Genomic DNA, 22,276 nt, shown 5'->3' with positions numbered 1-22,276 from the left:
TTCGGCGGGCAAAAGGGACCGTGAGCTCAGCCGCCCTCCTCCCGCGAAAGCCACCGCACGGTGACCTCCAGCGCCTTTTCCGCCGAATCCCCGAATCCGTGTCCCGCGTCGGCGAGAGAATGCCAATCCGTCTCGGGCCGCTCGATGGCCGTTTCCCGCGCGATGTCGTGAGAGACGTGCTCGTCCCCTGAGCCATGGACGACGAGCGCGGGCATTCCCGACGCCAGGAATGCCTCTCTCGGGTCGAGGTGAGTGAACTCCTCGAACAGCGATTCCCCGAGCTGAAACCGCCCCTCGATGTCCAGAAATCCTTTCTCTGCCAACGACGCACGATCCGAGTACAACGCGATCCCCCTGGGCAGCTCCGGCTCCAGGAAGGTCCGCCGCAGGTCGAGCACCGGCTGCCAGAGCACGACCCGCCGCAGAGGCAGCGACGCGAGCGACAGTGCCGTGCTCACGGCACCGAAGCTCGACGCCACCACCGAAACGGGCCCGCCCACCGACTCCACCACCGCGCGCAGGTCCAGGAGTTCGCCCGCGACGGTCATGTCCCTCGGCCGCCCGTCACTGCGGCCGTGCCCGCGGAAGGAGAACCTCAGCACCGAGAATCCCGCCGCGGTGAGTCTCGGCGCCAGCTCGGTGAAGAGCCCGTTCTCGTCGAGATCCGCGGTGATGCCATGGACGAGCACGACCGTCTCCCGGCCACCGTCGTGCCGGACGCTGTCGAGCCGGAGCCCGTCGGACGTCGTGATCACAGGTACAGCACCGCCGTGAGCACCATGCCGCCCAAGCCGACCAGCCAGGTGTACGGCAGCGTCGAGACCATCGCCCGTTCGGGGCGCACTCCGGCGTACTGGGACGCCCACACGGTCTGGGTGCTCGTGGGGTCGGAGACGCTGAACACCTGGTTGTAGGACGCCATCAGCCCGACGACGGCCGGAAGCGGGTAGATGCCGCCGGTGACCAGCACACCCGCGACACCGGCACCGAGCCCGAACACGTTGAGCGGGCCGCGGAACAGGCACAGCGGGACCAGCGCCGCGAAGACCACGACGAACCACACCGCCCCGGACGGGCTGATCACCGCCACGATCGGCGTCAGCGCGCCCTTCGCACCGGGGAGTTTCACGGCGGCCAGCAGCATCCCGATCGCGACGAACAACGCGATCGGCGGAGCCGCGACGTCGAACGCCTTGTACAGCGAGCGCAGGCCACGTCCGCTGAGCTCGCCCCATTTCGTCGTCGTCACGAGCGCGTAGACCACCCCGGCCAGCAGGGACGGCACGATCGGCACCGCGAACCCGAGGGCGAGGACGATCGGCAACAGCGGCGAAAGCAGTGCGTACCAAGGTGCGTCGCCGCGGCGGACGCGGGCCTTCGGCCGGTCCAGCTTCACCGCCCACGTGTGCCGGGCGCCACGCCGCGTCTGGATGAGGACGTAGGCGATGCCCACGACGAGCGCGAGGGGGAACAGCTTGATCATGATCGACTTGACGTCGGAGACCGGCGCGCCCAGCGCGTCGGACAGGAACTGCCACACGGCCAGTTCCAGCGGTGAGCCCGCCGAAATGCCCATCAGCACCGTGCCGCCGGCGGCGACCGGGCTGACGCCCACGGCGATCATCGCGGGGATGCCGACGACGCCGGCGAGCATGGCCGCCGGAGCCGACCCGGTGATGCTGCCGCACAGGATCGACACGGCGAACACACCGAGCGCGACGACCGACGGCCGTTCCCCGCCGAACTCGACGATCTTGCGCACGAGGGTGCCGGCGATCCCCGTCTCGTCCATGAGCGTGCCGAGCCAGGAGCCGAGCAGGACGGCGATCATCGTGGACGCCAGCGTCGCCGAGCCGGTCTGAAGCACGCCGGTCAGGATGCTGTCCTTCGCGCCCGTGAGGGGCGCTCCGGCGAGTACGGCGATGCCGAGCGCGAGCAGCACCAGCGCGAACGCCGTGGGCAGCACGCGGGTGAGCATGAGCACGACGCCCACCGCCATCAGGACGAGAATCGCGATTCCCATGGTCAGTTCCCTCCCGCGAGCGCGGTGGTGATGAGCAGCGGGCTGACGGCCAGGCCGCTGCGGTGGTGGGCGAAGCGGTGCGCGGCGATCTCCTCCGCGCCGGCGACGTGGCCGCGCACGCGCAGCGGTCCGAGCCGGAACGCGGTATGCCCGAGCCGCCGGTTCAGCTCGCGCACGTCGAGCCGGTGGTGCGCGAGTTCGTGGGCCACCGCGGCCCGGCGCAGTGCTTCCCGGGTGATCGGCCATCCGCGCGCTCGTGCCAGCTTTTCGACCCGGCGCAAGGCGTCGGTGTACACGATGACGGAGCCGCGCTGATGCTCGGCGATCAGCAGTTCACCGTCGCTGACACCGCCTTCGCGCTCCACTACCTGGATCTCGCCGGAGTCCTCGTCGTCGGCCAACTCGTCGCCGTAGGCCAGCGCGATCTCCGCCCAGGTACGCAGTTGCCCGTCGGAACGGTTCTCGTGGGTGGGCGTCGCCCGAAGCAGGCGGACCGCCAGATCGACGTCGCTCATCGGCGATCCTGGAGAATCACGACGACCGGCTCGTCACTCGCCCGGGTCTTCAGCTCGGCCCCGGCCAGCGCGAGCAGCTGGTCGCGGTCGAGCACGCCGGACAGGTCCGCGATCTTGGGCCCCACCAGCAGCCACACCGCCGGAGCACGGGAACCGCCGTCGCCGTAGCGGGTGTGCTGATCGGCGAGCGTGGCCAGCCGGGCTTGGGCGGCACCGGCGTCGGTGGTCTCGACGACGGCTCCCGCACCGTGCAGCCGGATCACGCCTTCACCGTCGACGACCCGCACGTGCTGGACCGGTTTCGTGAACCGGCCGAACACTCCTCGCCGCCGGGCCGACGCGGCGTAGACACGGTGGTGTGCCGTGCTCGCGAGACGGCTCAACCGATCGGGTCCGACACCGATGCTGCGCGCGACCGCGGTACCGACCGCCTCCTCGTCCACTGTGGACGATCGATCCTTGGTGCGCAGCTCGGTCGCGCCGGTGGCCACCGCGCGCACCAGGTTGCGCTGCGGGTCGACCGTGACGTCGACCTCGACACCCGCCGGGTCGGCGCCCTGCGCGACGACGGCGGCCTCGGCCTCGGTCCGCACGGCGAGGACGTCGGCGTTGGACGGGCTGGGCACGATCCGCTCCACCGACTCCCTGACCAGTGCCAGCGCGGCACCGAGCGGGCTGATCACTTCGGCGTGCGCGGCGATCCGCCACTCGTGCCCGGAATCCTCGCCGAGGAACGGGGTGACCGCGGCCGCCCCGCCTCCCCCGCCGACCAGGGTCGGCCGATCCAGCCGGTACTCCCGGATCAGCTCGTCGACGACCGCGCGCACCGGCTTCACCGCCTGGCGCAACACCGTCCGCGCGGCTTCCTCGGCCGAAACGCCCATCGCCGCGGCGAGCGGAGCCAACGCCAGCCGCGCGGACTCCGCCGCCGAACGCGCGTAGGAATCGGCGGGCACGATGCCGAGCGCGTTGGCGGCACACGTCAGCGTGAGCGCGTACCGCTTGCCGTCGGCCGTTTCCAGCGCGGCGTAGTCGCTCGGATCGTCCGGCCGCGGGGAGACGATGACCAGTTTCGCCCCCTCCAGTGCCGACGCGGGTGCGAAACACGCGTACGGCAGGCCCGCGATATGCGCGCTGCGTGGGCCGACGTCGGTCACGGCGCGTCCGGAAAACCGGATCAGGGAACCGCCGCCGATGCCGATCGTGCGCACGTCGAGGGCGGGCAGGTACGTCTCGTGCCCGCCGAGATGGGCATGCCGCACGAGCACCCGTCCGCGACGGACCACGCTGATGTCGGTCGACGTGCCGCCGGTTTCGAGGAACAGCCCTTCGCTGAGCTTCTCCCCCATCAACGCGCCGGCGACTCCCGCGGCGGGCCCGGACAACGCCGTCAGCAGCGGCCTTCGGCGCATTTCCGGCAACGACATGACCCCGCCGTCGCCACGCACCACCATCAACGGCGCGGTCACGCCGGCCCGTCGCACACTCGACTCGACCAGATCGGCGGTCGTCACCATGCGCGGCATGATCCCCGCGTTCAGCACCGCGGTGCGGGCGCGTTTCGCGAGCCCGTACAGGCCGGTGATCTCGTGTGTGGCCGTGGCGAGCACGTCCCGCTCCCGCGCGGCGGCCGCCACCGCCCGCTCCCCCGCCGGATCGTCCACACTGAACGGTTCGACGGCGACGATCACTTCCGCCCCTTGGCGGACCAGTGCCTCGACGGCGTCGCCCGCGTCGGCGAGCTCGCGCACCGGCGCGAACCGCACCGGGAGTTTCCGCCCCGGTGCCAGCTCCATTTTCGCGAAGGCCGCGAGCCGCCGGGTCGCGAAGGCGTCGAAACCGGTGCCCACCCCGGCGATCCCGACCGTCGCCACGTCGCCTTCCAGCAGCGCGTTGGTCGCCTGAGTGGTGCCGTGCGCGAGGAACGAGACATCCTCCGCGCCGATGCCGATATCGGCGCGGAGCTTTTCCAGTGCCTCGAGAATCCCGTGTGCGACGCCGTCTTCGTGGTCATGGCTGGTCGGGACCTTGACCTGGCCGAGCAGGGCGAACGTGCGGGCGTCGACGGCGACGGCGTCGGTGAACGTGCCGCCGACGTCGATGCCGACGCGGACCGGAGCGGGCTGGGATGTCTTGGACCTCACTGTCCACCTCCTGGGGAATGGGGTCAGTAACCGCGGACCTCTGGCCAGCGCCGCTCGACGCCGGCCCGGTCCAGCAGCCGGGCGAACTCCTCGAACCGCGCCGGGTCCTCACGGACGGCGTGCGGCTCGCCGCCCCCGCGCACCGCGAATCCGGCGAGGTGACCGGCGACCTCGCCGACGTTCCACTCCACAGGGTGCAGGCGGTGACAGCCGTTGGTGATGTGGGTCGTGCCGATGTTCTTGCTCGCGGGCAGCAGGTTCCGCATCCGCCGGGGCAGCAGCGCGCCGAGGGGCAGCTCGAACGGGACGCTCGGGACGTCGACGTAGGTGTCGCCCGCCGTCGAGGGATGCAGATCGATCCGGTAGCTGCCGACGCCGACGGAGTCTTCGCGGCGCTTGCGGCCGGTCGGCCCGAGTATGTCGAGCGAAACGTCCTGCTCGACGATCGTCGTGACGGCCCGGATCCGCCGTGCTTCCCGCACATAGGCGGATTTCGCCAGCCCGTCGTCCGTGTCGACGACGTCCCGGCGCAGCTTGAGTCCGGGGAAGCCGGTGCCGCCGTCGAGCCGCGGTGCCTCCGTCTGCAACCAGTACAGCACCGACAACGAGAGCTGCTTGGCCTCGTGATGGGCCAGCGCGACGTCCTCGGCGGTGCTCACGCCGTCGATCTCCACCGCGGGCCGCAGCCAGTAGTCGTTGAGGGGCCAGTTCACCAGCGTCATGTCGGAGTCGAAGGCGCCCGGCCGGTGCAGCTTGCGCGCGAGGATCCGGCGGAAGCCCCATAGTTCTTTGTCACCGGCGTCGGCGCTCTGGTCCGCGCTCACCGCGAGCGGATCGGTGTCCGGGTTCGGTTCGAAGGTGCGGCCGACCGGCGCGAGCGAACGCGGATCCGGGGCGAGGAAACCGAGCAGCGGCCCGGGCCAGAAGTCCGGCTGATACTCGCGCCAGAAGCCGTACATCTCCGGCCGGTCGATGGTGTGGTCCTCACCCGCGTGATGCGACAGGGCGAAGCAGTAGGTGATCCCTTGGAGGTTGCCGGGATTCGCCTGCTCCGGGGCGTGCGTTTCGCCGTGGTCGGACTGGGCTTCGGCGCCGATCGCGAACTCGGTGCCGGTCAACGGGAGGAGATCGCCGTTCTCGGTCGCGTCGAGCACGTACTGCGCACGCACCGTGGTGCGCTCCTCGCCGGGTCCTTCGAAGGTGACGGCGTCGACCCGGTCACCGCTCACGTCCGCCGCGACCGGCCGATGACGAAGCAGCACGGTGAGCCGTCCGGCGGCCCGATGCGGCGCCAGCATCGCCTCCAGCACGGCGAGCGCCACCCGCGGCTCGTGACACAGCTTGCTGACCCGGCCCGCGCCCGGGTTGAGGTCGGTCAACGCCGCCGCTTCGGCACGCAGCGGGTAGTTCCGCCGGTAATAGTCACGCACGCCCTCACGGAAGGCGCGATACGTCGCCGTGCCACCGAAGCGCTCGATCCACGGGTTCTCGTCCGGAGGAACCGCCTGTGCGGTGAACTGACCGCCGAGCCAGTCGGTTTCCTCGGTCAGCACGACGCGATGCCCCGCCGAAGCGGCCGCGAGCGCGGCGGCGAAGCCACCCACCCCACCGCCCGCGACGAGGATCTCGGTGCCGATTTCGTCCATGGTCCGTCCTATCGGGATCGTGGTGGGCCGACCTGCGCGCCGTCCACCGGTGGGCATCGCAGCAGCTGCTGCGGTGCGGTCGTCTTTTCGGTCACGAGGTCGACCAGCAGCCGCACCGCGCGTCTGCCCATCTCCCGCATGGGGACCTCGAAACCGCTCACCCCCGGCGGGCCGCCGAGTACCGCCAGCGAGAGATCGTCCGGAGTGGACAGTCCGGCGGTCTCGACGGCACGCCGCACCGCGCGGTACGCCGTACCGGTGTCGGTCCCCTCCACCACCACGGCGGTGACCCCGTCGGCGATCCAGCCGCGCACGGTCGTCGCGGTGATCTCCGTGCCCTGCAACCGGACCACGCCGGTCCGCGGGGCCGCCCGAAGCACTCCGCGCTGCCGGTCTTCCGAGGACGGCGCCTCGTCCGCCTCGCGCACATACCGGATTTCGCGGTGACCGAGATCGAGCAGGCGCCGCAGCACCAGCGCCGACGCGGTCACGTAATCGGCGCCCACGTAAGGGATCCGGCCGCCGAGCTCCGGGCGCCGTCCGATGTAGACCAACGGGAAGCCGTCGTCGACGAGCCGGGACACCGGACCTTCCGGGACGTGCCTGCCGAAGAACAGGCAGCCGTCGGCCAGCCGGGTGCGACGGATCGCGGCCTCCTGCCGGGCGCCCGGTCCGCTGGTGCCGGTGAACAGGATGAGGTCCTGGCCCAGTTTGGCCGCCTCTTCCTCCACACCGGACAGGATCGGGTGGTAGGTGTCCGCCTCGTCGGTCGGGAAGGCGCTGCGGAAGGTGTAGAGACCGAGCAGATTCGACCGCGAGCGCGCGAGCCTGGTCGCGACCGGATGCGGCACGTAGCCGAGATCCTGCGCCACTTCCATCACCCGCTGCCGGGTCGACTCGGCCATCCGCACGGAGCGGTTGCCGCCGAGCACCACGGAGACGGTCGCCTGCGACACCCCGGCGATGCGGGCGATGTCCGCCTGCCGCGGCGGACGGCGTCCTGCTGCCATACCGGCTCCTCGATGTGGGCTAATGCGGTTTAGCCGAGCATCTGTGCGGGATTCCGCGAAATCAAGGAAACCGGCGGATCCTGTCCGGTACCGCCGCTGAGCAGGACTAATACGTATTAGCTCCTTGACGGTGCACAGGTGCCGTCCGAATGGTTGGACGAGCACGTCAACGCCGACGAAAGGGAGTGTCCGCATGACCGAGCTGTCCCGACGCGCGGCTCTGCGCGGAGCCGCCGGAGTAGGCCTCGGCCTGGCCGCGATGCCCGTCCTGGGTGCCGGGTCCGCGGCCGCCGCACCGGCCGGATTCCCGGAGTACCGCTACCTGCGCACCGCGTTCGACAAGAGCAAACTCGAGTACAACCCGACCGGCGAACTGATCTTCCCGTGCATCCGCGGTGTCGCGGGCCGGATCGCGAACCCGCTGGGCCGCTACTACCTGTACTACGCGCCCCACGACGCTCCCGGCGGCATCTGTCTCTCCTACGCCGACAGTCTCGAAGGTCCCTTCACCGAATACGCGAACAACCCGATCGTCACCAGGACCTGGAAACCGCATTACGACGTCTCGCACGTCTCGTCGTCGCACGTGCTGTGGAACGAGGACGCACGAGAACTGTGGCTGTACTTCCACGGCGAGAACACCACGACCCGGCTCGCCCGGTCCAAGGACGGCATCCACTTCACCTACGACAAGGTCGTGCTCTCCACCTCGATGCTGCCCGCCGGGACGACGGAGACCTCCTACGCGCGGGTGTTCCGGCACAGCCTGCCGTCACGCGGCGCGAAGTACGTGATGGTCTTCATGCTCAACGACAGGAGCAACCATCGCTCGATCGGCTGGGGCTGGTCCGCCGACGGGCGTAACTGGACGTTCTCGCAGACCCCGCTGATCCGCCCCGAAGAGGTCAGCGCGAGCAACATCGGCGCCCCGACCATCGCCCAGCGCGGCACGTCGACGTACGTGATCTACCACGAGAACATCGAAGCCGGCGGCAACATGCTCATCACCGAGGTCGGCAACGACTTCGGCAAGCGCAAACACCTCGGCGTCTTCCACGCCCCGATGCCGGGCGCACCGGACAACGGGCGTTGCGCGGCACCGTCGTTCGGGACCATGAACGGCAAGGAGTACATGTTCTACGAGGCCGGGGCACGCCTGGACGGCTCGATCGCGATCGCCCGCGCGATCTGACTTCACCGCCGACAGAGCAGCGGCGCGAACACCCTCACGAAGGAGGGGTGAGATCCTGACAGAGATGGGTGGGGAGTGCCGGCTCGACGGCCAGGATTTCGCTGCAGCCGCTGCCCTTCGCGGAGGCGAAGCTCCTCCAGCCGTTGCCGGCCCAGCGGTAGACGACACGGGTCGCGGCCTGGCCGCTGTGCCTCTGCAGGTCGTGGATCAGCCAGTTCTGGTCGCACGCCCGTGTCGTGCCCGGGTGCTCGACCTCCGCGCCGAACTCCACCTGCGCCACCCATGCTTGGTCGCAGTGGTCGGCGGGCGGTTCGCAACCGAGGATCTCGTCGCATTTCTTCCAGCCGGTGGACGTCAGCCCCCAGGCGTCCCCGGCGTTGACGAGCACCGGCCGCTTCCCGATCGGTGCCGCTGTCTTCATCGGGAAGTCGGTCGGGACCTGCTTGCAGTCTGGGCCGTTCCCGGGCTGGAACAAGACGCCGGCGTTGATCCTGTCGGCGGCTTCGGTGATCCGGGTATGCGGTGCGACGGCACAGGCAGGCAGGTCGACGCGCAGTACCGCACTGTGGTCGTCCGGGCCCGGACGAATGTCGATGATCCACGCGGCCATCTCTGCCGGAGGAGCCGACACGAGCGGCGGGTTCGGCGTGGTCCTTGACATGGTGGCCGAGCTGGTCTTCGGCGTAGCGGTACTTTGATAGGGGATGTTCAGGGCCAATACCAGCCAGAACGCGAGCCCGCCCACGGCGAGCGTCCCGAAAGTCCACAGCACGGATCTGACAAATCTCGACATCGAAGCCCCCCTCAACGTTGCCGACCGGAGCCTACCGGGACCACTGAACCGTGGTAGTCGATCATCGCGGGCACAGGGGGTGCCATGGCCTGATCGTTGCGAGCACAGGCGGACGCGTCCTCGGTTCGTCTGCCGGGTTCAGCTGGGCCAGCGGGCGCGGACCACTCCGTCGTCGTCGGGTCTCACGGCCACGAGCAGGGGGTTGCGGTCGGCGGTGGTGAGCGGTAAGAGGATGGCCGCGCGGGCGCCGGCGAATGCTTCGGCCAGACCCGCTCGGTCATCACTGTCGGCGTAGAAGCCGTGGATGCGGCCGTCCGCGTGTTCCAGCACGGCCCAGCCGGTGAAGTCCGGCGACATCGTACGCAGCACTGCCGGAATGTCGGTGGACAGGTCCGGCCACACGTTCAGCAGGGCGCGCGGACCGAGTTCGGGCACGCCGTCGGTGGTGAGCCGATGCCAACGGGAGTGGTTGCCGACGACCTGTTCTTCCAACAGGACACTGCCGCGCTGTGCCACGAGTGTCGCCACCTCGGCCCAGAACGCCGCGTCCGCCGGGCGCGATTCGTACGGTTCCTCGTCGTCCGGCTCGTAGGGCGAGCCGTCCAGCGGTTCGACGAACAAACCGCTCGCTGTCGTCAGCGCGATCGCATGTCCGCACGGTTGGTCGCTTCCGATGAACATGTACTGGTCGTAGCCGACGTGGACGAAGAACCGGTCTTCGACCTCGAGCCGGCACCACGCGCCGTTCTCTCGCAGCATCGCGCGCACCAGTTCACGTCCGACGTTTAGGGTGATCTGTGCGCCGTCGTGGTAGCCGGTGAGGTCGGCGGGGAACAGTCCGTGCAGTCCGTGGCCGTCGATGGGCGGCTCTACTCCGAAGTGGACGAATCCGGTGACTTCGGGGTCGCGGATATCCAGATGGGTCACACCGGTGTCTTCGGCGAAGGCCGTCACGGCGGCGAGATAGGCGGCCTCCACTGGTCCGTGGTCGCTCGACACGTGCTCGGATCCGCGGTACGTGCCCCACTCGTCGCGATCGGCCGGGTCGTACTTGGTGATCCGGTGGACGTACGACGTGCTCATGATCGGCTGGGCCGTCCTTCGAAAGCGCGGATGATCGATTCGGTCACTGCTTAGGATGTCCGCGCGGCTGGACGTGACCGCGACAACGAGAGAGGCCCCATGGCTGACAACATACGCGGACAACTGGAGTTCCTGGTGCTCGGTCACTCACCCGAAGGCGCCACTGGCTGGCCGCACCCGGTGACGATCAGCGTCCACCCGCGCGGCAAGACGACACTGCTCAACTTCTCGATGGGGCCGCACATCGTCAACGTCGGCGGGCAGCGCTCCGTCACGCAGGTGATCTTCGACGGCAAGTTGGACGAGACATACGCCGAGGAGTTCGACGCCTGCGAGGCCCGATGGCTGGTGCCACACCTGGCACGGCTTACGGCGGGCGAGAAGGTCACCGACCGCGCCCTCATCAAGGCGTATGAGTCGAAGTTCGGTCACAGGCCGAGGACTGAGAGGTCCGCCGACTACACCTTCTGAGCAGTGGCCGCTCGCGGTCGCCGTCATTGGCTCTGTGGCGTGGACCGTCCACCCGCTCGTGCCGCTGAGCAAGCCCGTCCTGATGACGCCGGAAGACGCCAGCCCAGCCCACCCCGGCCGATCCGTTGCTCCGCTGAACCCATACGACCGTCCGAGTGAGCCGGCCGGGATTCGCTGCTCCGACTGTGTGGCCGTGCCTGTCGGCTGCTGCGTCGCCCTGCCGGCAGGAGGAAGCTGCTCGCCGTACTGGTGGCGGCGGCCGACCCCACGTCGCCACGTCCCTTAGTGCCCAGGAGCATGACGATGACTGCCGTACCCGTCCTGTTCGAGACACGCGAGCACGACCGTTGGGGCGAGTACATCAGTGGTGTCTACGGCAGCAGCATCAAGTTGGGCAGCCCCAAGGACGGTCTTTTGCTTCGCCACACCCGGCTGGCAACCCCCACCTTCGCCATCGATGCCGTGCAGACCGTCGACATGACCTACACCGTGGAGTCCTTGCCGACGCTGACGATCGGCCGCCACCACACCGCGACGTTCGACTACCGGTCCGAGGGCGCCGAGCACCGGTTCGGTCCTGGCGAGGTGTTCCTTCTCTCCATGGCCGAGGGCGGCGCTCCGTACTGGCTGCGGACGCCCAGCGGTGGCCTGCAGGGCATCTCCGTCCCCTTCCCGGTACTGGGCCAGGTCGCCGCCACCGCCGAAACCCGCCGCCCCGCCCCGCTGCGATTCACCGACCTCCGTCCCGGCTCCCGCGTCGCCGCCCGGCAGTTGGCCGCGACCATCGACTACCTCGAAACCTCCCTGCGCGACCGGCCCCACGTCATGGCCGAACCGCTCGTGGCCGGTACGGCAGGGCGGATGCTGGCCGCGATGGTGTTGCGTACCTTTCCGAACAGCGCACTGGTCGACCCCACCATCGAGGACCGCCACGACTCGCATCCGGCCACCCTGCGCCGGGCGATGGCGTTCATCGACGACCATGCCCACCACGACATCAGTGTCACCGACATCGCCGCCGCAGCCCACGTGTCCATCCGGGCCCTGCAATACGCCTTCCGCCGCCACTGCGGCATCACCCCGATGGAATACCTTCGCCGAGCCCGCCTTCACCACGCCCATCAGGAACTACTGGCCACCGACCCGACCACCGGTGTCACGGTCACCGAGATCGCCGCTCGCTGGGGCTTCTTCCACCCAGGCCGCTTCGCCCACCACTACCGCACCACCTACGGCTGCCCGCCCTACCGGACGTTGCGGCGCGACGATCGCTGATCCCGGAAGTCCTTGCACCGCGGCGTAAACCTGACTCCGGGCGGCGGATCTCCGCCCGGAGTCGGCTCCCGGGGGCGGGGGCTGGGCCGCCGGGAGTCAGGAGCTGTCCAGCGGAACCGGGCAACTTGCCATGCCACCAGCTTCGTTCCCCGAGCGGATCAGCGCAGCACACAGGGCGAACGTGGTCCAGCACCGCTCAACGGCCAAACCAGCCGGAAAACGAACAAACCCGCGCCGAAGGAAACACCGAGCCCAAGCCGCTAGTCGCGCGACCGATCACGGACTCCCGAGCAACGCGGCGACCGCATCGCGCGCCTGACGGGCCGGTGCCGGGTCACCGCTGATTCCCGCCGTCACGATGGCCCCTTCGGCGAGCAGGTAGACCGGTTCGGTCACTGGCAGGCCCGTCACCCGCACCCAGGTGTCGATCTGCTCGCGGAACGCCTGTTTGTGCGCCCGCACCTCGGCCAGTACCGCTTCGGACGACGCACCGAGTTCACCGTGGGCGTTGATCCAGGCGCAGCCGCGGAAACCCGGTTCGGCGAACCATTCCGCGAGCCAGTCGAAGACGGAGAGCACCCGCTCACGGGGATCGGCGACCCGGTCGACGTGGGCGGCGAGACTGCCCCGCCAGCGCTGGTCACGACGTTTGAGCATCGCCACCACGAGGTCTTCCTTGGCTTCGAAGAACCGGTAGATCCGCTTGAGCGAGAGGCCGGACGCCGCGCGGACCTGGTCCATCCCGACCGCCTGGATGCCGTTCTCGTAGAAGAGTTTCTCGGCGGCGTCGAGCAGGGCTTCGCGATCGACGCGGTTCTGCTCATCGGTGACGGCGGCCGGCATCAGGACTCCCTTGACGTTGAGAACGATCGTTCCCTATCGTAGGCGCCGGATGTAGAGAACGCACGTTCTCCACCTGAGGAGGTTCGACGATGACGGAAGATCGCCCGCCCTACCCGCCCTTCACCCGCGAGACGGCACTGCGGAAAGTCCAAGCGGCAGAGGACGCTTGGAACACCCGAGATCCCCGCAAGGTGGCGTCGGCGTACACGCCGGACTCGGTGTGGCGGAATCGGGAGACCTTCGTCCGGGGCCGCGAGGAGATCGTCACGTTCCTGACCGGGAAGTGGGAGCGGGAGCTCGATTACGCGCTGCGCAAGAACCTTTGGGCGTTCACCGAGAACCGGATCGCCGTCCGGTTCCAGTACGAATGGCACGACCGGGCCGGACAGTCGTGGCGCAGCTACGGCAACGAACTGTGGGAGTTCGACGAGCACGGCCTCATGAGCCGACGCGAGGCGAGCATCAACGACGTCGCCATCTCCGAGACCGAGCGGCGCATCCACGGCCTGCGGCCGAAGGAGGAACACGGCGCCGACTTCCCGCTTCGATGAAGCCGGCGCGATCAGTCCACGATCGCGGAGATCTCCCACAAGCCCAAGGACTTGTCGGCGTAGGCGCCGTCCTCCTCGGTGCATCCCTCGACCAGCACGGCCAGCGGCTCCGGGAACCCGAACGGCTCACGGCACAGATTCAGCGGCCGCCAGTCGCCGGTCACGATGTCGGTGTTGGTCCGCAGTTCGGTGAAAGTCGTGGTCAGCAGGTACCGAGAACCGCTCCGCCGCAGATTGCGCAAGGCTCGCCCGATATCGGCGAAACTCAGATGGACCAGACAATCCCGGCACAGCACCAGATCGGCAGGCGGCAGCGGATCGCTGGTCAGATCGAGCACCCGGAACTCGTGGACCGGGTCGTCCCGGAACCGTTCGGCGTTCATTTCGATCAGGTCGGGAACGATGTCGGCACCGATGTACCGGTCGAGATCGAGGCCCACCTCACTGAGCCAGCCGTAGTCCCCGCACGGCAGGTCGAGCAGGGTGCGCACCCCGAAACGGTCGAGGAGAGCGGGCAAGCGGTCGCTCAGTTCCCGTGTCTGGACCGACTCCGAACCGGGCCCGGAGACCGAGGAGGAACTCCACAACCGGGAACGGAAGATGTAGGTGAAACGATCCTGGGTCTCCATGCTTTCCAGCTCTTCGGCGACCCGCCGGAAGTTGCGCTGCGCCGTGGTGATCGGTCGTTCGTCCACTCCGGCATCGTAACCTCGTGAGTGGTGAGGACGGTTAAGACCAAGGGGGTCTTACGGTTCCTACGCGGGGCCCGGCTGCGGTTGATCCCCAGGCCGGTCCGTGAAGGCCCCCTTCCCTCGGTTCAGCCGAGGGAAGGGGGCCTTCACGGACCTTTCCGAGTACACCGGTACCGAACCACTCACGAGACGCCAGGGGGCAGTGCGATGACCGAAGGAGATTTCGAACGCGATCGATTGCTGAAGTCGAACGCCGCCGCGCTGGCCAGGACGGCACTCACGAACGTCGTGCGCGAATATCCGCACCATGAGAGTCACTGGCACCTCGAAGGCGTGCCCATCCTCTCCCCTCGGTTGTCGCACCCATGCTTTTACGGCAGTTTCGATTGGCATTCCTGTGTGGAGATGTTCTGGGTGCTCGTGCGTTTGCTGCGCCATCACGCCGAGCTGGTGCCCGCCGAGGAGATCCGCGGCCTTCTCGGTGAGCACCTGACCGTCGAGGCCCTCGCGGGCGAAGCCGCCTACTTCGCGCCCGAGGAACACCGCACCACCCAGCGCCCGTACCGCCGTCTTCGTGAACCGCTACCTCGATTGGTTGCCGCGGGCCGCCTACCCGATCCGGTACGGAGTGCACGACAACGGCGCGTTCGGGTTGTCCCGCGCTTTGCCGTACGCGGGATATCTCGCTGATCAAGGCGATCCGCGGTTGCGCAGCCTCATCACCGAGACCGCGTGGCGGTGGTTCGGATCCGACCGCGATTACCCCGGCTCCTGGGAACCGTCCGGCGCCGATTTCCTGTCCCCCGCGCTCGGCGAAGCCGAGCTCATGTCCCGCTTGATGCCCGCGGCCGAATTCGCCGAGTGGCTGGACGGCTTCCTGCCAGGCATCGCGGAACGGAAACCCGCGACCCTCTTCACCCCGGTGACCGCGACGGACACCTCCGACGGACAACTCGCCCATCTGCACGGTCTCAACCTGCATCGGGCGTGGTGCTGGCATCGCGTCGCGGCTGCCCTTACCGACCATGACGACCGGATCCCCGTCGCGCTCGAAGCCACTCACGCACACACCCACGCGTCACTCGCGCAGGCCACGGGCAGCGGCTACATGGTCGAACACTTCCTTGCCTACTACGCGCTCCTCCTGCTCGGCTGAGCGACAACCGCCGAGACTGTTCGGAGTGCGACCACCCGTTCAGAGCAGTCACTCGCTGTTGGTGAGCCAAGCGAGGCGACTACGAGTGAACGCCCGCCTGAAAGGGTGAACCCACCGTAAGCACGACTGCTCGAAACTCGTCGAGCTTGGCTGAAGCTCGACCGTACTTGCCAGTTGCGATCAGCATTTCGCACAATGCGAAAACAGCTTGTCCGAACGCGCCAACGTCAGCCTTCACCTGCGGACTTGGCCGCCACCGCACATCTGGCGATGACCTGGCTCGACACAGGGAAGGCAAGATGCCGGGCCGCGAAGACCTCTCGGCGGCACTGGTCCATTCGGCCTCGCCCACTACTTTCCGTAGTTTTCGGGGTCACCCAGACCGTTGAGCGACGCGTGCATACCGTTCAGCGCGACACACGCTGTACTACTGAACGGTCACAGTCTGCTTTCGCCAAGATGTCCTCAGCCGCACCGGTCAAGAACCGGTAACGCACGCGTGGCCCCCTGCTGTCACAGGAGGCCACGCGGATGTCCCTTCGCCCGCTCGCTAGAACAAGGACAGGACGGTCGTGACCCTACAGCCTGACAACACGAAGACACCAGACAACGAGCCGCCCCAACGGGTCAAAGTCGTCATCGAACACGCCGAAGAGCCGCCTCGGCGCGTGGCGACGTCCGCGGAAATGATCCGCGCGGCGCGGCCGCTCCTGAGGACACCGGGACGCCATCGCAAAGAGCAGACGCGCGACAGCTGGCTCTGCCTCGCGATGGCGGTCCTCGCCGGCTGGGCACCGACCCTGCGGATGTGCCTCCTGCTGACGATCGGCGGCGGAATCGTCGTCGGCGTCGTCAGCATCAGCACTCCGCAAATCGGGGTGTCGGCAGGGACCACCGTCGGTCTCCTGACCCTCCTCGGCGCTTGGTTCGTCAAGTCCCGCCAAGGAAAACAGCGGCGAGAGCCGAGTCTGTAGCCGGACCGCGCCCCGTGCCCGCACCTCGCGGGCACGGGGCGTCCGGCAATGTCGGAAAATCTCCCCGCCCCTGCGGCGACTTCCGGTTGAATGATCGCGAAGTCCCGACATGTGAGGAGATCTCGTGCGGAGAGCTAGAAGACTGGGGGCCCTGGCCGTTTCGGTGCTGGCAGCGGCCACGGCACTGGGCAGCCCGGCGTCGGCCGACACCGTGCAGTCGTTCCACACCTCGCTCGACCCCGCTTCGGTGCGGGAGTCGATGCGCTATCTGGTCGAGAACTACGGAGTGAGCGAGCCGGAGGCGTTGCGGCGCCTGGAACTGCAGACCGACAGTCTCAAACTGGACGAGCTGCTGCGTCGCGACCGCGGCGCGGAGTACGGCGGAATGTGGCTCGACCAGGACAAGGGGCAACTGGTCGTGGCGATGACCAAGCCCTCGGCGGCCGAGCCGTACCTGAAGGCGATGCCCGCCCGTTCCGCTGTTCGCACGCAGCAGGTCCAGCATTCGCTGCAGCAGCTCACGGCGGCGAAGGAACGCGTCGCGGCCAAGGTCGGTGCCGGCCCGGAGGCGGTATACCTGCCTTCGGTGAGCGAATCCGAAAACCGTGTCGTGCTTTGGGAACGCGGCTGGGTGGCGCAGCAGAAGGCGGCCGTGCGCGCCGCGGCCGCCGAAACGAACGCCGCTCACCAGGCCGCGGCGGCGGAACCCGGGATGGTCGTCTCCCGCGTGCTGAAGAATCCGAACGCGCTGTCCACGGCGAACGTGGACCTGGGTTTCTGTCATCCGCTCTACTGCACGAACTACGGCCCGATGCGCGGCGGCATCCGGCTGGACATGAAACGCGACAACGGCACCTGGGGCGGCTGCACCAGCGGCTTCAACCTGCGGTCCACCGGTGGCGGCTTCCCCGGCAAGGGCTGGGTGCTCACCGCGGGGCACTGCATGCGGACCAAGACCAACAACACTCCCACCCAGCACAACGGCAACGACGTCCTGCAGCAGCACGGCATCGAGAAGAGCTCATACCCGTACGACTACGCGGCTTTGCCGTACGTGAACGACGCTGCGTCGACGCAGTGGCTCGAAGGCCAGACCGGCCGTAACCGCGTGCTGAAGTACTGCCGCAACGGCGGCATGGACAGCAACGGTGACACCCCGTGCGGCGCGCAGGCCACCTCGGTCGACGAGTACATCACCAACGCCCGCAAGCTCGCCGACATCAAGGCCGGGTACGTCGTCTGTGCCTCCGGGACGGCGTCGAGCGCGGTGAACTACCCCGATTCCGTCGACAGCGGCGCGGGCGCCGGCTACCTCGTCGGCACCCGGTGCGGACGCGTCCTCTCCACGGACGTCGGCATCAACACCGACCTCTGCGCCCGTCCGGGCGACAGCGGCGGACCGCTGTTCAGCCAGGCCGACCACGCGGCGCTGGGCATCCTGATCGGCAACCAGCAGTCCCGGTCGGGCCCCTGCCAGGCCGGTGAGCTGAACAACTACGCGCCGATCGAGACGATCACCACCGATCTCAGCGAGCGGATCGCCAGTCAGGGATCGACGTTCGCGGTGATCACGACTCCGAACGGCTGACCTCACAAGTACGTGAAGGCCCCCTTCGTCCCGCGAAGGGGGCCTTCACGTACTTTCACGCGGTCAGCAAAGGACCTTCGTACCGCAGCGCGTCGCCCTCGCCGTACACCCGGACCGTCAGCTCCGGCGACTCCCACGGGGCGAACACTTCGTCCACCGTCCGAGGCACCGGGCCCAGGTCCACGTCCACCGCGAAGGTGTGCGCCACGATCGCGGCCCGGACGACGTCGCCGTCCGCGTCCGTCACCTCCAGCCGGGTCACCCCGGTGTCGATCGCGCCGAGCACGCCCGGTCGCCTGCTCCACACCGCGAACCCGCGCTCGCCGGTGTCGCTCCCGTATCCGGTGCTCATGATGTTGAACAGCGTGCGCTCTCCCTCCCGGAAGACGCATTCCGCCTCGACACCCGAATCATGGTAGGCCAGCATCCGCCCGTCCGCGGTGCTCGTCCCGATCCGGGCCCCGGTGTGCCACCTCGCGTGTGACACCGCCTCCGTCGCTCCCGCGATCTCCGCGGACCGGTAAAGCTCACAGAGGGCCGTCAACTCGGCTGTCCATCGCGCGGTCTCTTCATCACTTGCTGGGGCCACTACGCGTGTGCCCTCCTCCCTGACTGTCCACAATGGTCACCCTCGAGGCTGGCACACCCGGATGTCGATCACATCGGGGTTCTCCCCGAGATCAGCTCGGCCCGCTGCACGGTTCGGTGTAACCGACGTCGGGCGGTTAGGCCGAGCAGAGCAATCTCGCGGGTATCCCGTCATGGGTGTTCCGGTCGCCCGTCGGAGTGTCGTGACACTCCGACGCGAAGAGGTACGGCTGATGACCGCGCAGCGCACGATCACGGACGAGATCGGCGAAATCGGTGTCTGGCTGATGGGCGAGTTCGGGGGCCGCGTGCCCTCGGCCATGATCAGCCGGGTGCTCAACGCGAGCAAGCGCGACCTCGAAGGCCGCATCGACCCCGAAGAACTGGGCGAGATGTTCTACGCCCTCTGCCGGTTCCGCCTCCAGCGGATCGTGGCCGCGGACGAGCGGATCACCGTCAGGATCCCCGACGCACGTCTGTCGTGATCGTCTTGAGCTCCACGTACTGGGCGAGGCCCGCGGCACCGTACTCACTGCCGATCCCACTGGCCTTGTAGCCGCCGAAGGGCCCGTCGAAGCCGATCGGTGCACCGTTGATCGTGACGGTCCCGGTGCGCATCCGCCGTGCGACGGCGAGCGCGCGGCCTTCGTCGGCAGACCAGACGCCGCCGGAGAGCCCGTACTCCGAGTCGTTGGCGATGCGGACCGCGTCGTCTTCGTCCTCATAGGGAATGACGACCAGCACCGGCCCGAAGATCTCCTCCTCGGCGATGCGCATCGTGCTGTCGACGTCGGCGAACAACGTCGGCGTGACGTAGTTGCCCTTGTCCAGGCCTGCCGGGACTTCGGGTCCTCCGGTGACCAGCCGCGCGCCTTCGGCGACACCGAGCTCGATGTAGTCACGCACCCGCTGCCGCTGGCCTGGCCGCACCATCGGGCCGATGAAGGTCTTCTCGTCTGCGGGGTCGCCGACCACGAGCGACTCCATCATCTCCTTGAGCCCCGCGACGACCTCGTCGTACCGGTCACGCGGCGCGAGGATCCGCGTCTGCGCGATGCACGCCTCGCCGTTGTTGAGCAGGGACCCGAACTTCAGCCCGGCGATCACGTCCTCGAGGACGGCGTCGGGCAGGATCACGGCCGCGGACTTACCGCCCAGTTCCAGGCTGACCCGCTTCAGCCGCTCCCCCGCCAGTGACGCGATCCGGCGGCCGGCGGCGGTCGAGCCGGTGAACGCGATCTTGTCGACGCCGGGGTGCTTCACGAGGTACTCGCTGGTCTCCCGGTCCGCGGGCAGCACGCTGATCACCCCGGCCGGCAGCCCGGCCTCCGCCAGCATCTCCGCTAGCAGGCTAATGCTGAGCGAGTTCTCCGGCGAGACCTTGAGGACGACCGTGTTCCCCGCGAGAAGGGCCGGGAAGATCTTCGCCATCGACGCGGAGAACGGCGAGTTCCACGGGATGATCGCGGCGACGACCCCGATCGGTTCCCGGCGCACGATCGAACGGAACGGCGAGGAGGGGTCCGACGGCGTGAGCGTGTCCTCCCACCCGAAGTCCTCGGCCGCCTTCAGGTACGAACCGGCCATCCGTCCGACTCCGGGCTGCCCGGCCCGCGTGAACCAGAGAGCCGAACCGTTCTCCGCTGAGATCAGCTTCGCGACCTCGTCCGCGCGGGCCTCCCGCAACGCGTCCAGCCGCCGGAGGATCTCGATCCGCTCCTCCGGCGAGGTCCGCGGCCACGGACCTTCGTCGAAGGCGGCCCTTGCCGCGGCGACGGCACGGTCGACGTCCGCGGGAAGAGCCTGCACGACCCGTCCCAGAACCGACTGGTCGTGCGGCGACACGATGTCCAGCCGAGCCGGATCGCCAGGCGTCGTCCACTCGCCTCCGATGAAGAGCTTGTCGATCGTGATCACTGCTCCACCTCCATAACTGCCACACAGAAGTAGCACTTATGAGCATTAGCGACACGGCAGCGTGATACATTCCCGTCATGAGAGCTGACGCGGCCCGCAACCTGGAAGCCGTTCTGACGACCGGCGCGCGGATGCTCGCGGACGACCCGTCGAGCAGCATCGGCGCGATCGCCGCCGAGGCCGGTGTCGACAGGCGCACCGTCTATCGGCGCTTCGCCTCCCGCGAGGAGCTCTTGGCCGCCATCTACGACTCCCGGCTGGCCGCGGTCGAGGACGTCGTCCGCGCTGCCCGGTTCACCGAGACGACGGTTCCCGTGGCGCTGCACCGCTACGTCGAGGGCATCATCGAGGTCAATCGCCGATGGCCGGTCGAACTGACCCGGATGCGCGCCGAACCCTCCATCCAGGACCGCCGGAGCCGGCTCTCCACCGAAGTGGACGCGTTCCTCCAGCGAGCCACCCACGAGGGATTCCTCCGCGAGGACATCCCGGCAGGATGGGCGAGCCGTCTGCTGATCCAGCTCCTGCACCTCGCTTCGAAGGAGGACATGGAGGCCCCGCGCGCGGCCGACCTGCTCGTCGAGACCTTCCTCGACGGAATCGGCGCCCGCTAAGAGCTTCGTCACCCGGTGGCCACCATGGAGCGGCGACGTCACGCAGAGTGTGCGAGGGTGACTGCATGGCCGCTTCGCGCAGACGATTCCCCGTGTCCTGGACCACCGTCATGCCGGTCCTCGCCATAGTCGTGCTGGCGCTGAGCTGGGGCCGCGACCTGGGCGCGCTACCCGTGGTCATCGTCGCGCTCGCGCTCGGCGGCACCGTGCTGGCCGCGGTGCACCACGCCGAGGTGGTCGCGCATCGCGTCGGGGAACCCTTCGGCTCGCTGGTATTGGCGATCGCGGTCACGGTCATCGAGGTCGCGCTGATCGTGACGATGATGTCCTCCGGCGGCCCCGAGGCCGGGACACTCGCCCGCGACACCGTGTTCGCGGCGGTGATGATCACGATGAACGGCATCGCCGGCATCTCGCTCATGGTCGGCGCCCGCCGCTACGGCGAAACGCACTTCAACCCCGAAGGCAGCGGCGGCGCGCTCGCCACCGTGGCGACCCTCGCCTCCGTCAGTCTCGTACTGCCGACGTTCACCACGAGCACTCCCGGCCCGGCCTTCAACGGCACACAGCTCACCTTCGCCGCGGTCGCCTCGCTGCTGCTCTACGGGCTTTTCGTGCTCACGCAGACCGTGCGCCACCGCGACTTCTTCCTGCCGGTCGACAGCGAGGGCTCCGTCAAGGAGGAGGAGCACGCCGAACCGCCGACCGACAAGGCCGCGCTGACCAGTCTGGGGCTGCTGCTGGTCGCGCTGGTCGCCGTTGTCGGGCTGGCGAAGGTCGAATCACCCGCGATCGAAGCGGGAGTCCGCGCGGCGGGCTTCCCCCAGTCGTTCGTCGGCGTCGTGATCGCCATGCTGGTGCTGCTGCCGGAGACACTGGCCGCGACCAGGGCCGCCCGGCGCGACCGGATGCAGACCAGCCTGAACCTCGCCTACGGTTCGGCGATCGCGAGCATCGGGCTCACCATCCCGACCATCGCGCTGGCGTCGATCTGGCTGGACGGACCGCTGCTGCTCGGCCTCGGCGCCACGCACATCGTGTTGCTGGCGCTGACGATCGCGGTCAGCGTGCTCACCGTCGTCCCCGGCCGGGCGACCCGGCTGCAGGGCGGGGTGCACCTGGTCCTGCTGGCCGCGTTCCTGGTGCTGGCCGTCAACCCGTGACACGAGTCCTCTTCGGACGGTGTTCTGTCGGTGGTCCC

The 22,276-nt window shown here is 68.6% G+C and carries 21 protein-coding genes and 1 pseudogene; 10 read left to right on the top strand and 12 right to left on the bottom strand.

Annotated elements, in window-relative coordinates:
• Positions 1-26: 26 nt before the first annotated feature.
• The 6 genes from DMH01_RS16260 to DMH01_RS16235 are packed head-to-tail and all read right to left on the bottom strand — an operon-like array spanning position 27 to position 7,338.
• Complete coding sequence (locus DMH01_RS16260; protein ID WP_125677605.1) at positions 27-755, bottom strand: alpha/beta fold hydrolase; 729 nt, start codon at positions 753-755, stop codon at positions 27-29.
• On the bottom strand, positions 752-2,023 hold the full coding sequence (locus DMH01_RS16255; protein WP_125677603.1) for a transporter: 1,272 nt from the start codon (positions 2,021-2,023) through the stop codon (positions 752-754). The genes DMH01_RS16260 and DMH01_RS16255 overlap by 4 nt, the downstream gene beginning before the upstream one ends.
• Positions 2,024-2,025: 2 nt before the next feature.
• The gene (locus tag DMH01_RS16250; protein WP_125677601.1) at positions 2,026-2,538 is read right to left on the bottom strand and encodes a hypothetical protein; all 513 of its coding nucleotides are present in this window, start codon (positions 2,536-2,538) and stop codon (positions 2,026-2,028) included.
• Positions 2,535-4,682, bottom strand: a complete 2,148-nt coding sequence (locus tag DMH01_RS16245) for a hydantoinase/oxoprolinase family protein (RefSeq protein WP_125677599.1) — start codon at positions 4,680-4,682, stop codon at positions 2,535-2,537. Before DMH01_RS16245 ends, DMH01_RS16250 begins: the two co-directional genes overlap by 4 nt.
• Positions 4,683-4,705: 23 nt before the next feature.
• On the bottom strand, positions 4,706-6,328 hold the full coding sequence (locus DMH01_RS16240) for an FAD-dependent oxidoreductase (RefSeq protein ID WP_125677597.1): 1,623 nt from the start codon (positions 6,326-6,328) through the stop codon (positions 4,706-4,708).
• A gap of 8 nt (positions 6,329-6,336) precedes the next feature.
• A complete protein-coding gene (locus tag DMH01_RS16235) occupies positions 6,337-7,338 on the bottom strand; it encodes a LacI family DNA-binding transcriptional regulator (protein ID WP_125677595.1) in 1,002 nt (333 codons plus the stop codon).
• A gap of 193 nt (positions 7,339-7,531) precedes the next feature.
• On the opposite strand from DMH01_RS16235, the gene DMH01_RS16230 reads away from it, so the two are divergent.
• Positions 7,532-8,530: a hypothetical protein gene (locus tag DMH01_RS16230; protein ID WP_125677593.1), complete on the top strand. Its 999-nt coding sequence runs from the start codon at positions 7,532-7,534 to the stop codon at positions 8,528-8,530.
• Positions 8,531-8,564: 34 nt separating this feature from the next.
• On the opposite strand, the gene DMH01_RS16225 is transcribed toward DMH01_RS16230, so the two are convergent.
• The gene (locus DMH01_RS16225; protein ID WP_125677591.1) at positions 8,565-9,323 is read right to left on the bottom strand and encodes a hypothetical protein; all 759 of its coding nucleotides are present in this window, start codon (positions 9,321-9,323) and stop codon (positions 8,565-8,567) included.
• A gap of 138 nt (positions 9,324-9,461) precedes the next feature.
• Positions 9,462-10,406 (bottom strand): RNA-binding protein, encoded by a 945-nt coding sequence (locus tag DMH01_RS16220; protein WP_125677589.1) that lies wholly within the window; start codon positions 10,404-10,406, stop codon positions 9,462-9,464.
• Positions 10,407-10,505: 99 nt separating this feature from the next.
• Between DMH01_RS16220 and DMH01_RS16215 the strand changes: the two genes are divergently transcribed.
• Complete coding sequence (locus tag DMH01_RS16215) at positions 10,506-10,877, top strand: hypothetical protein (protein WP_125677587.1); 372 nt, start codon at positions 10,506-10,508, stop codon at positions 10,875-10,877.
• Positions 10,878-11,180: 303 nt separating this feature from the next.
• Positions 11,181-12,152, top strand: a complete 972-nt coding sequence (locus DMH01_RS16210) for a helix-turn-helix domain-containing protein (RefSeq protein WP_158633235.1) — start codon at positions 11,181-11,183, stop codon at positions 12,150-12,152.
• A 276-nt stretch (positions 12,153-12,428) separates the two neighbouring features.
• Here the strand turns inward: DMH01_RS16210 and DMH01_RS16205 are convergent, their stop codons facing one another.
• Positions 12,429-12,995: a TetR/AcrR family transcriptional regulator gene (locus DMH01_RS16205; RefSeq protein WP_125677583.1), complete on the bottom strand. Its 567-nt coding sequence runs from the start codon at positions 12,993-12,995 to the stop codon at positions 12,429-12,431.
• 89 nt (positions 12,996-13,084) lie between these two features.
• On the opposite strand from DMH01_RS16205, the gene DMH01_RS16200 reads away from it, so the two are divergent.
• Positions 13,085-13,546: a nuclear transport factor 2 family protein gene (locus DMH01_RS16200; protein WP_125677581.1), complete on the top strand. Its 462-nt coding sequence runs from the start codon at positions 13,085-13,087 to the stop codon at positions 13,544-13,546.
• 11 nt (positions 13,547-13,557) lie between these two features.
• On the opposite strand, the gene DMH01_RS16195 is transcribed toward DMH01_RS16200, so the two are convergent.
• Positions 13,558-14,241 (bottom strand): class I SAM-dependent methyltransferase, encoded by a 684-nt coding sequence (locus DMH01_RS16195; protein ID WP_125677579.1) that lies wholly within the window; start codon positions 14,239-14,241, stop codon positions 13,558-13,560.
• Between the two features lie 204 nt (positions 14,242-14,445).
• Between DMH01_RS16195 and DMH01_RS16190 the strand changes: the two are divergent.
• The 3 genes and pseudogenes from DMH01_RS16190 (at position 14,446) to DMH01_RS16180 (ending at position 17,956) form a co-directional block, all read left to right on the top strand.
• Positions 14,446-15,394, top strand: a pseudogene (locus tag DMH01_RS16190) (DUF2891 family protein).
• Between the two features lie 572 nt (positions 15,395-15,966).
• Entirely contained in the window at positions 15,967-16,368 is a 402-nt protein-coding gene (locus DMH01_RS16185) for a hypothetical protein (protein WP_233621548.1), read from the top strand.
• Between the two features lie 124 nt (positions 16,369-16,492).
• Complete coding sequence (locus tag DMH01_RS16180) at positions 16,493-17,956, top strand: trypsin-like serine protease (RefSeq protein WP_233621547.1); 1,464 nt, start codon at positions 16,493-16,495, stop codon at positions 17,954-17,956.
• Between the two features lie 55 nt (positions 17,957-18,011).
• Here the strand turns inward: DMH01_RS16180 and DMH01_RS16175 are convergent, their stop codons facing one another.
• Entirely contained in the window at positions 18,012-18,383 is a 372-nt protein-coding gene (locus DMH01_RS16175) for a hypothetical protein (RefSeq protein ID WP_233621546.1), read from the bottom strand.
• 364 nt (positions 18,384-18,747) lie between these two features.
• Between DMH01_RS16175 and DMH01_RS16170 the strand changes: the two genes are divergently transcribed.
• Positions 18,748-19,029 (top strand): hypothetical protein, encoded by a 282-nt coding sequence (locus DMH01_RS16170; protein WP_233621545.1) that lies wholly within the window; start codon positions 18,748-18,750, stop codon positions 19,027-19,029.
• Here the strand turns inward: DMH01_RS16170 and DMH01_RS16165 are convergent.
• Complete coding sequence (locus tag DMH01_RS16165; RefSeq protein WP_125677575.1) at positions 19,001-20,461, bottom strand: aldehyde dehydrogenase; 1,461 nt, start codon at positions 20,459-20,461, stop codon at positions 19,001-19,003. The two genes, DMH01_RS16170 and DMH01_RS16165, sit on opposite strands and share 29 nt — an antisense overlap.
• A 77-nt stretch (positions 20,462-20,538) precedes the next feature.
• On the opposite strand from DMH01_RS16165, the gene DMH01_RS16160 reads away from it, so the two are divergent.
• Positions 20,539-21,075 (top strand): TetR/AcrR family transcriptional regulator, encoded by a 537-nt coding sequence (locus DMH01_RS16160; RefSeq protein ID WP_125677573.1) that lies wholly within the window; start codon positions 20,539-20,541, stop codon positions 21,073-21,075.
• A 65-nt stretch (positions 21,076-21,140) separates the two neighbouring features.
• The gene (locus DMH01_RS16155; RefSeq protein WP_125677571.1) at positions 21,141-22,238 is read left to right on the top strand and encodes a calcium:proton antiporter; all 1,098 of its coding nucleotides are present in this window, start codon (positions 21,141-21,143) and stop codon (positions 22,236-22,238) included.
• Positions 22,239-22,276: the final 38 nt, after the last annotated feature.

It is taken from the genome of Amycolatopsis sp. WAC 04182 (genome assembly GCF_003947465.1).
Lineage (GTDB): Bacteria > Actinomycetota > Actinomycetes > Mycobacteriales > Pseudonocardiaceae > Amycolatopsis.
Note: the sequence above shows the minus strand (reverse complement) of the source record. Positions and strands in the feature narration are given on the sequence as shown.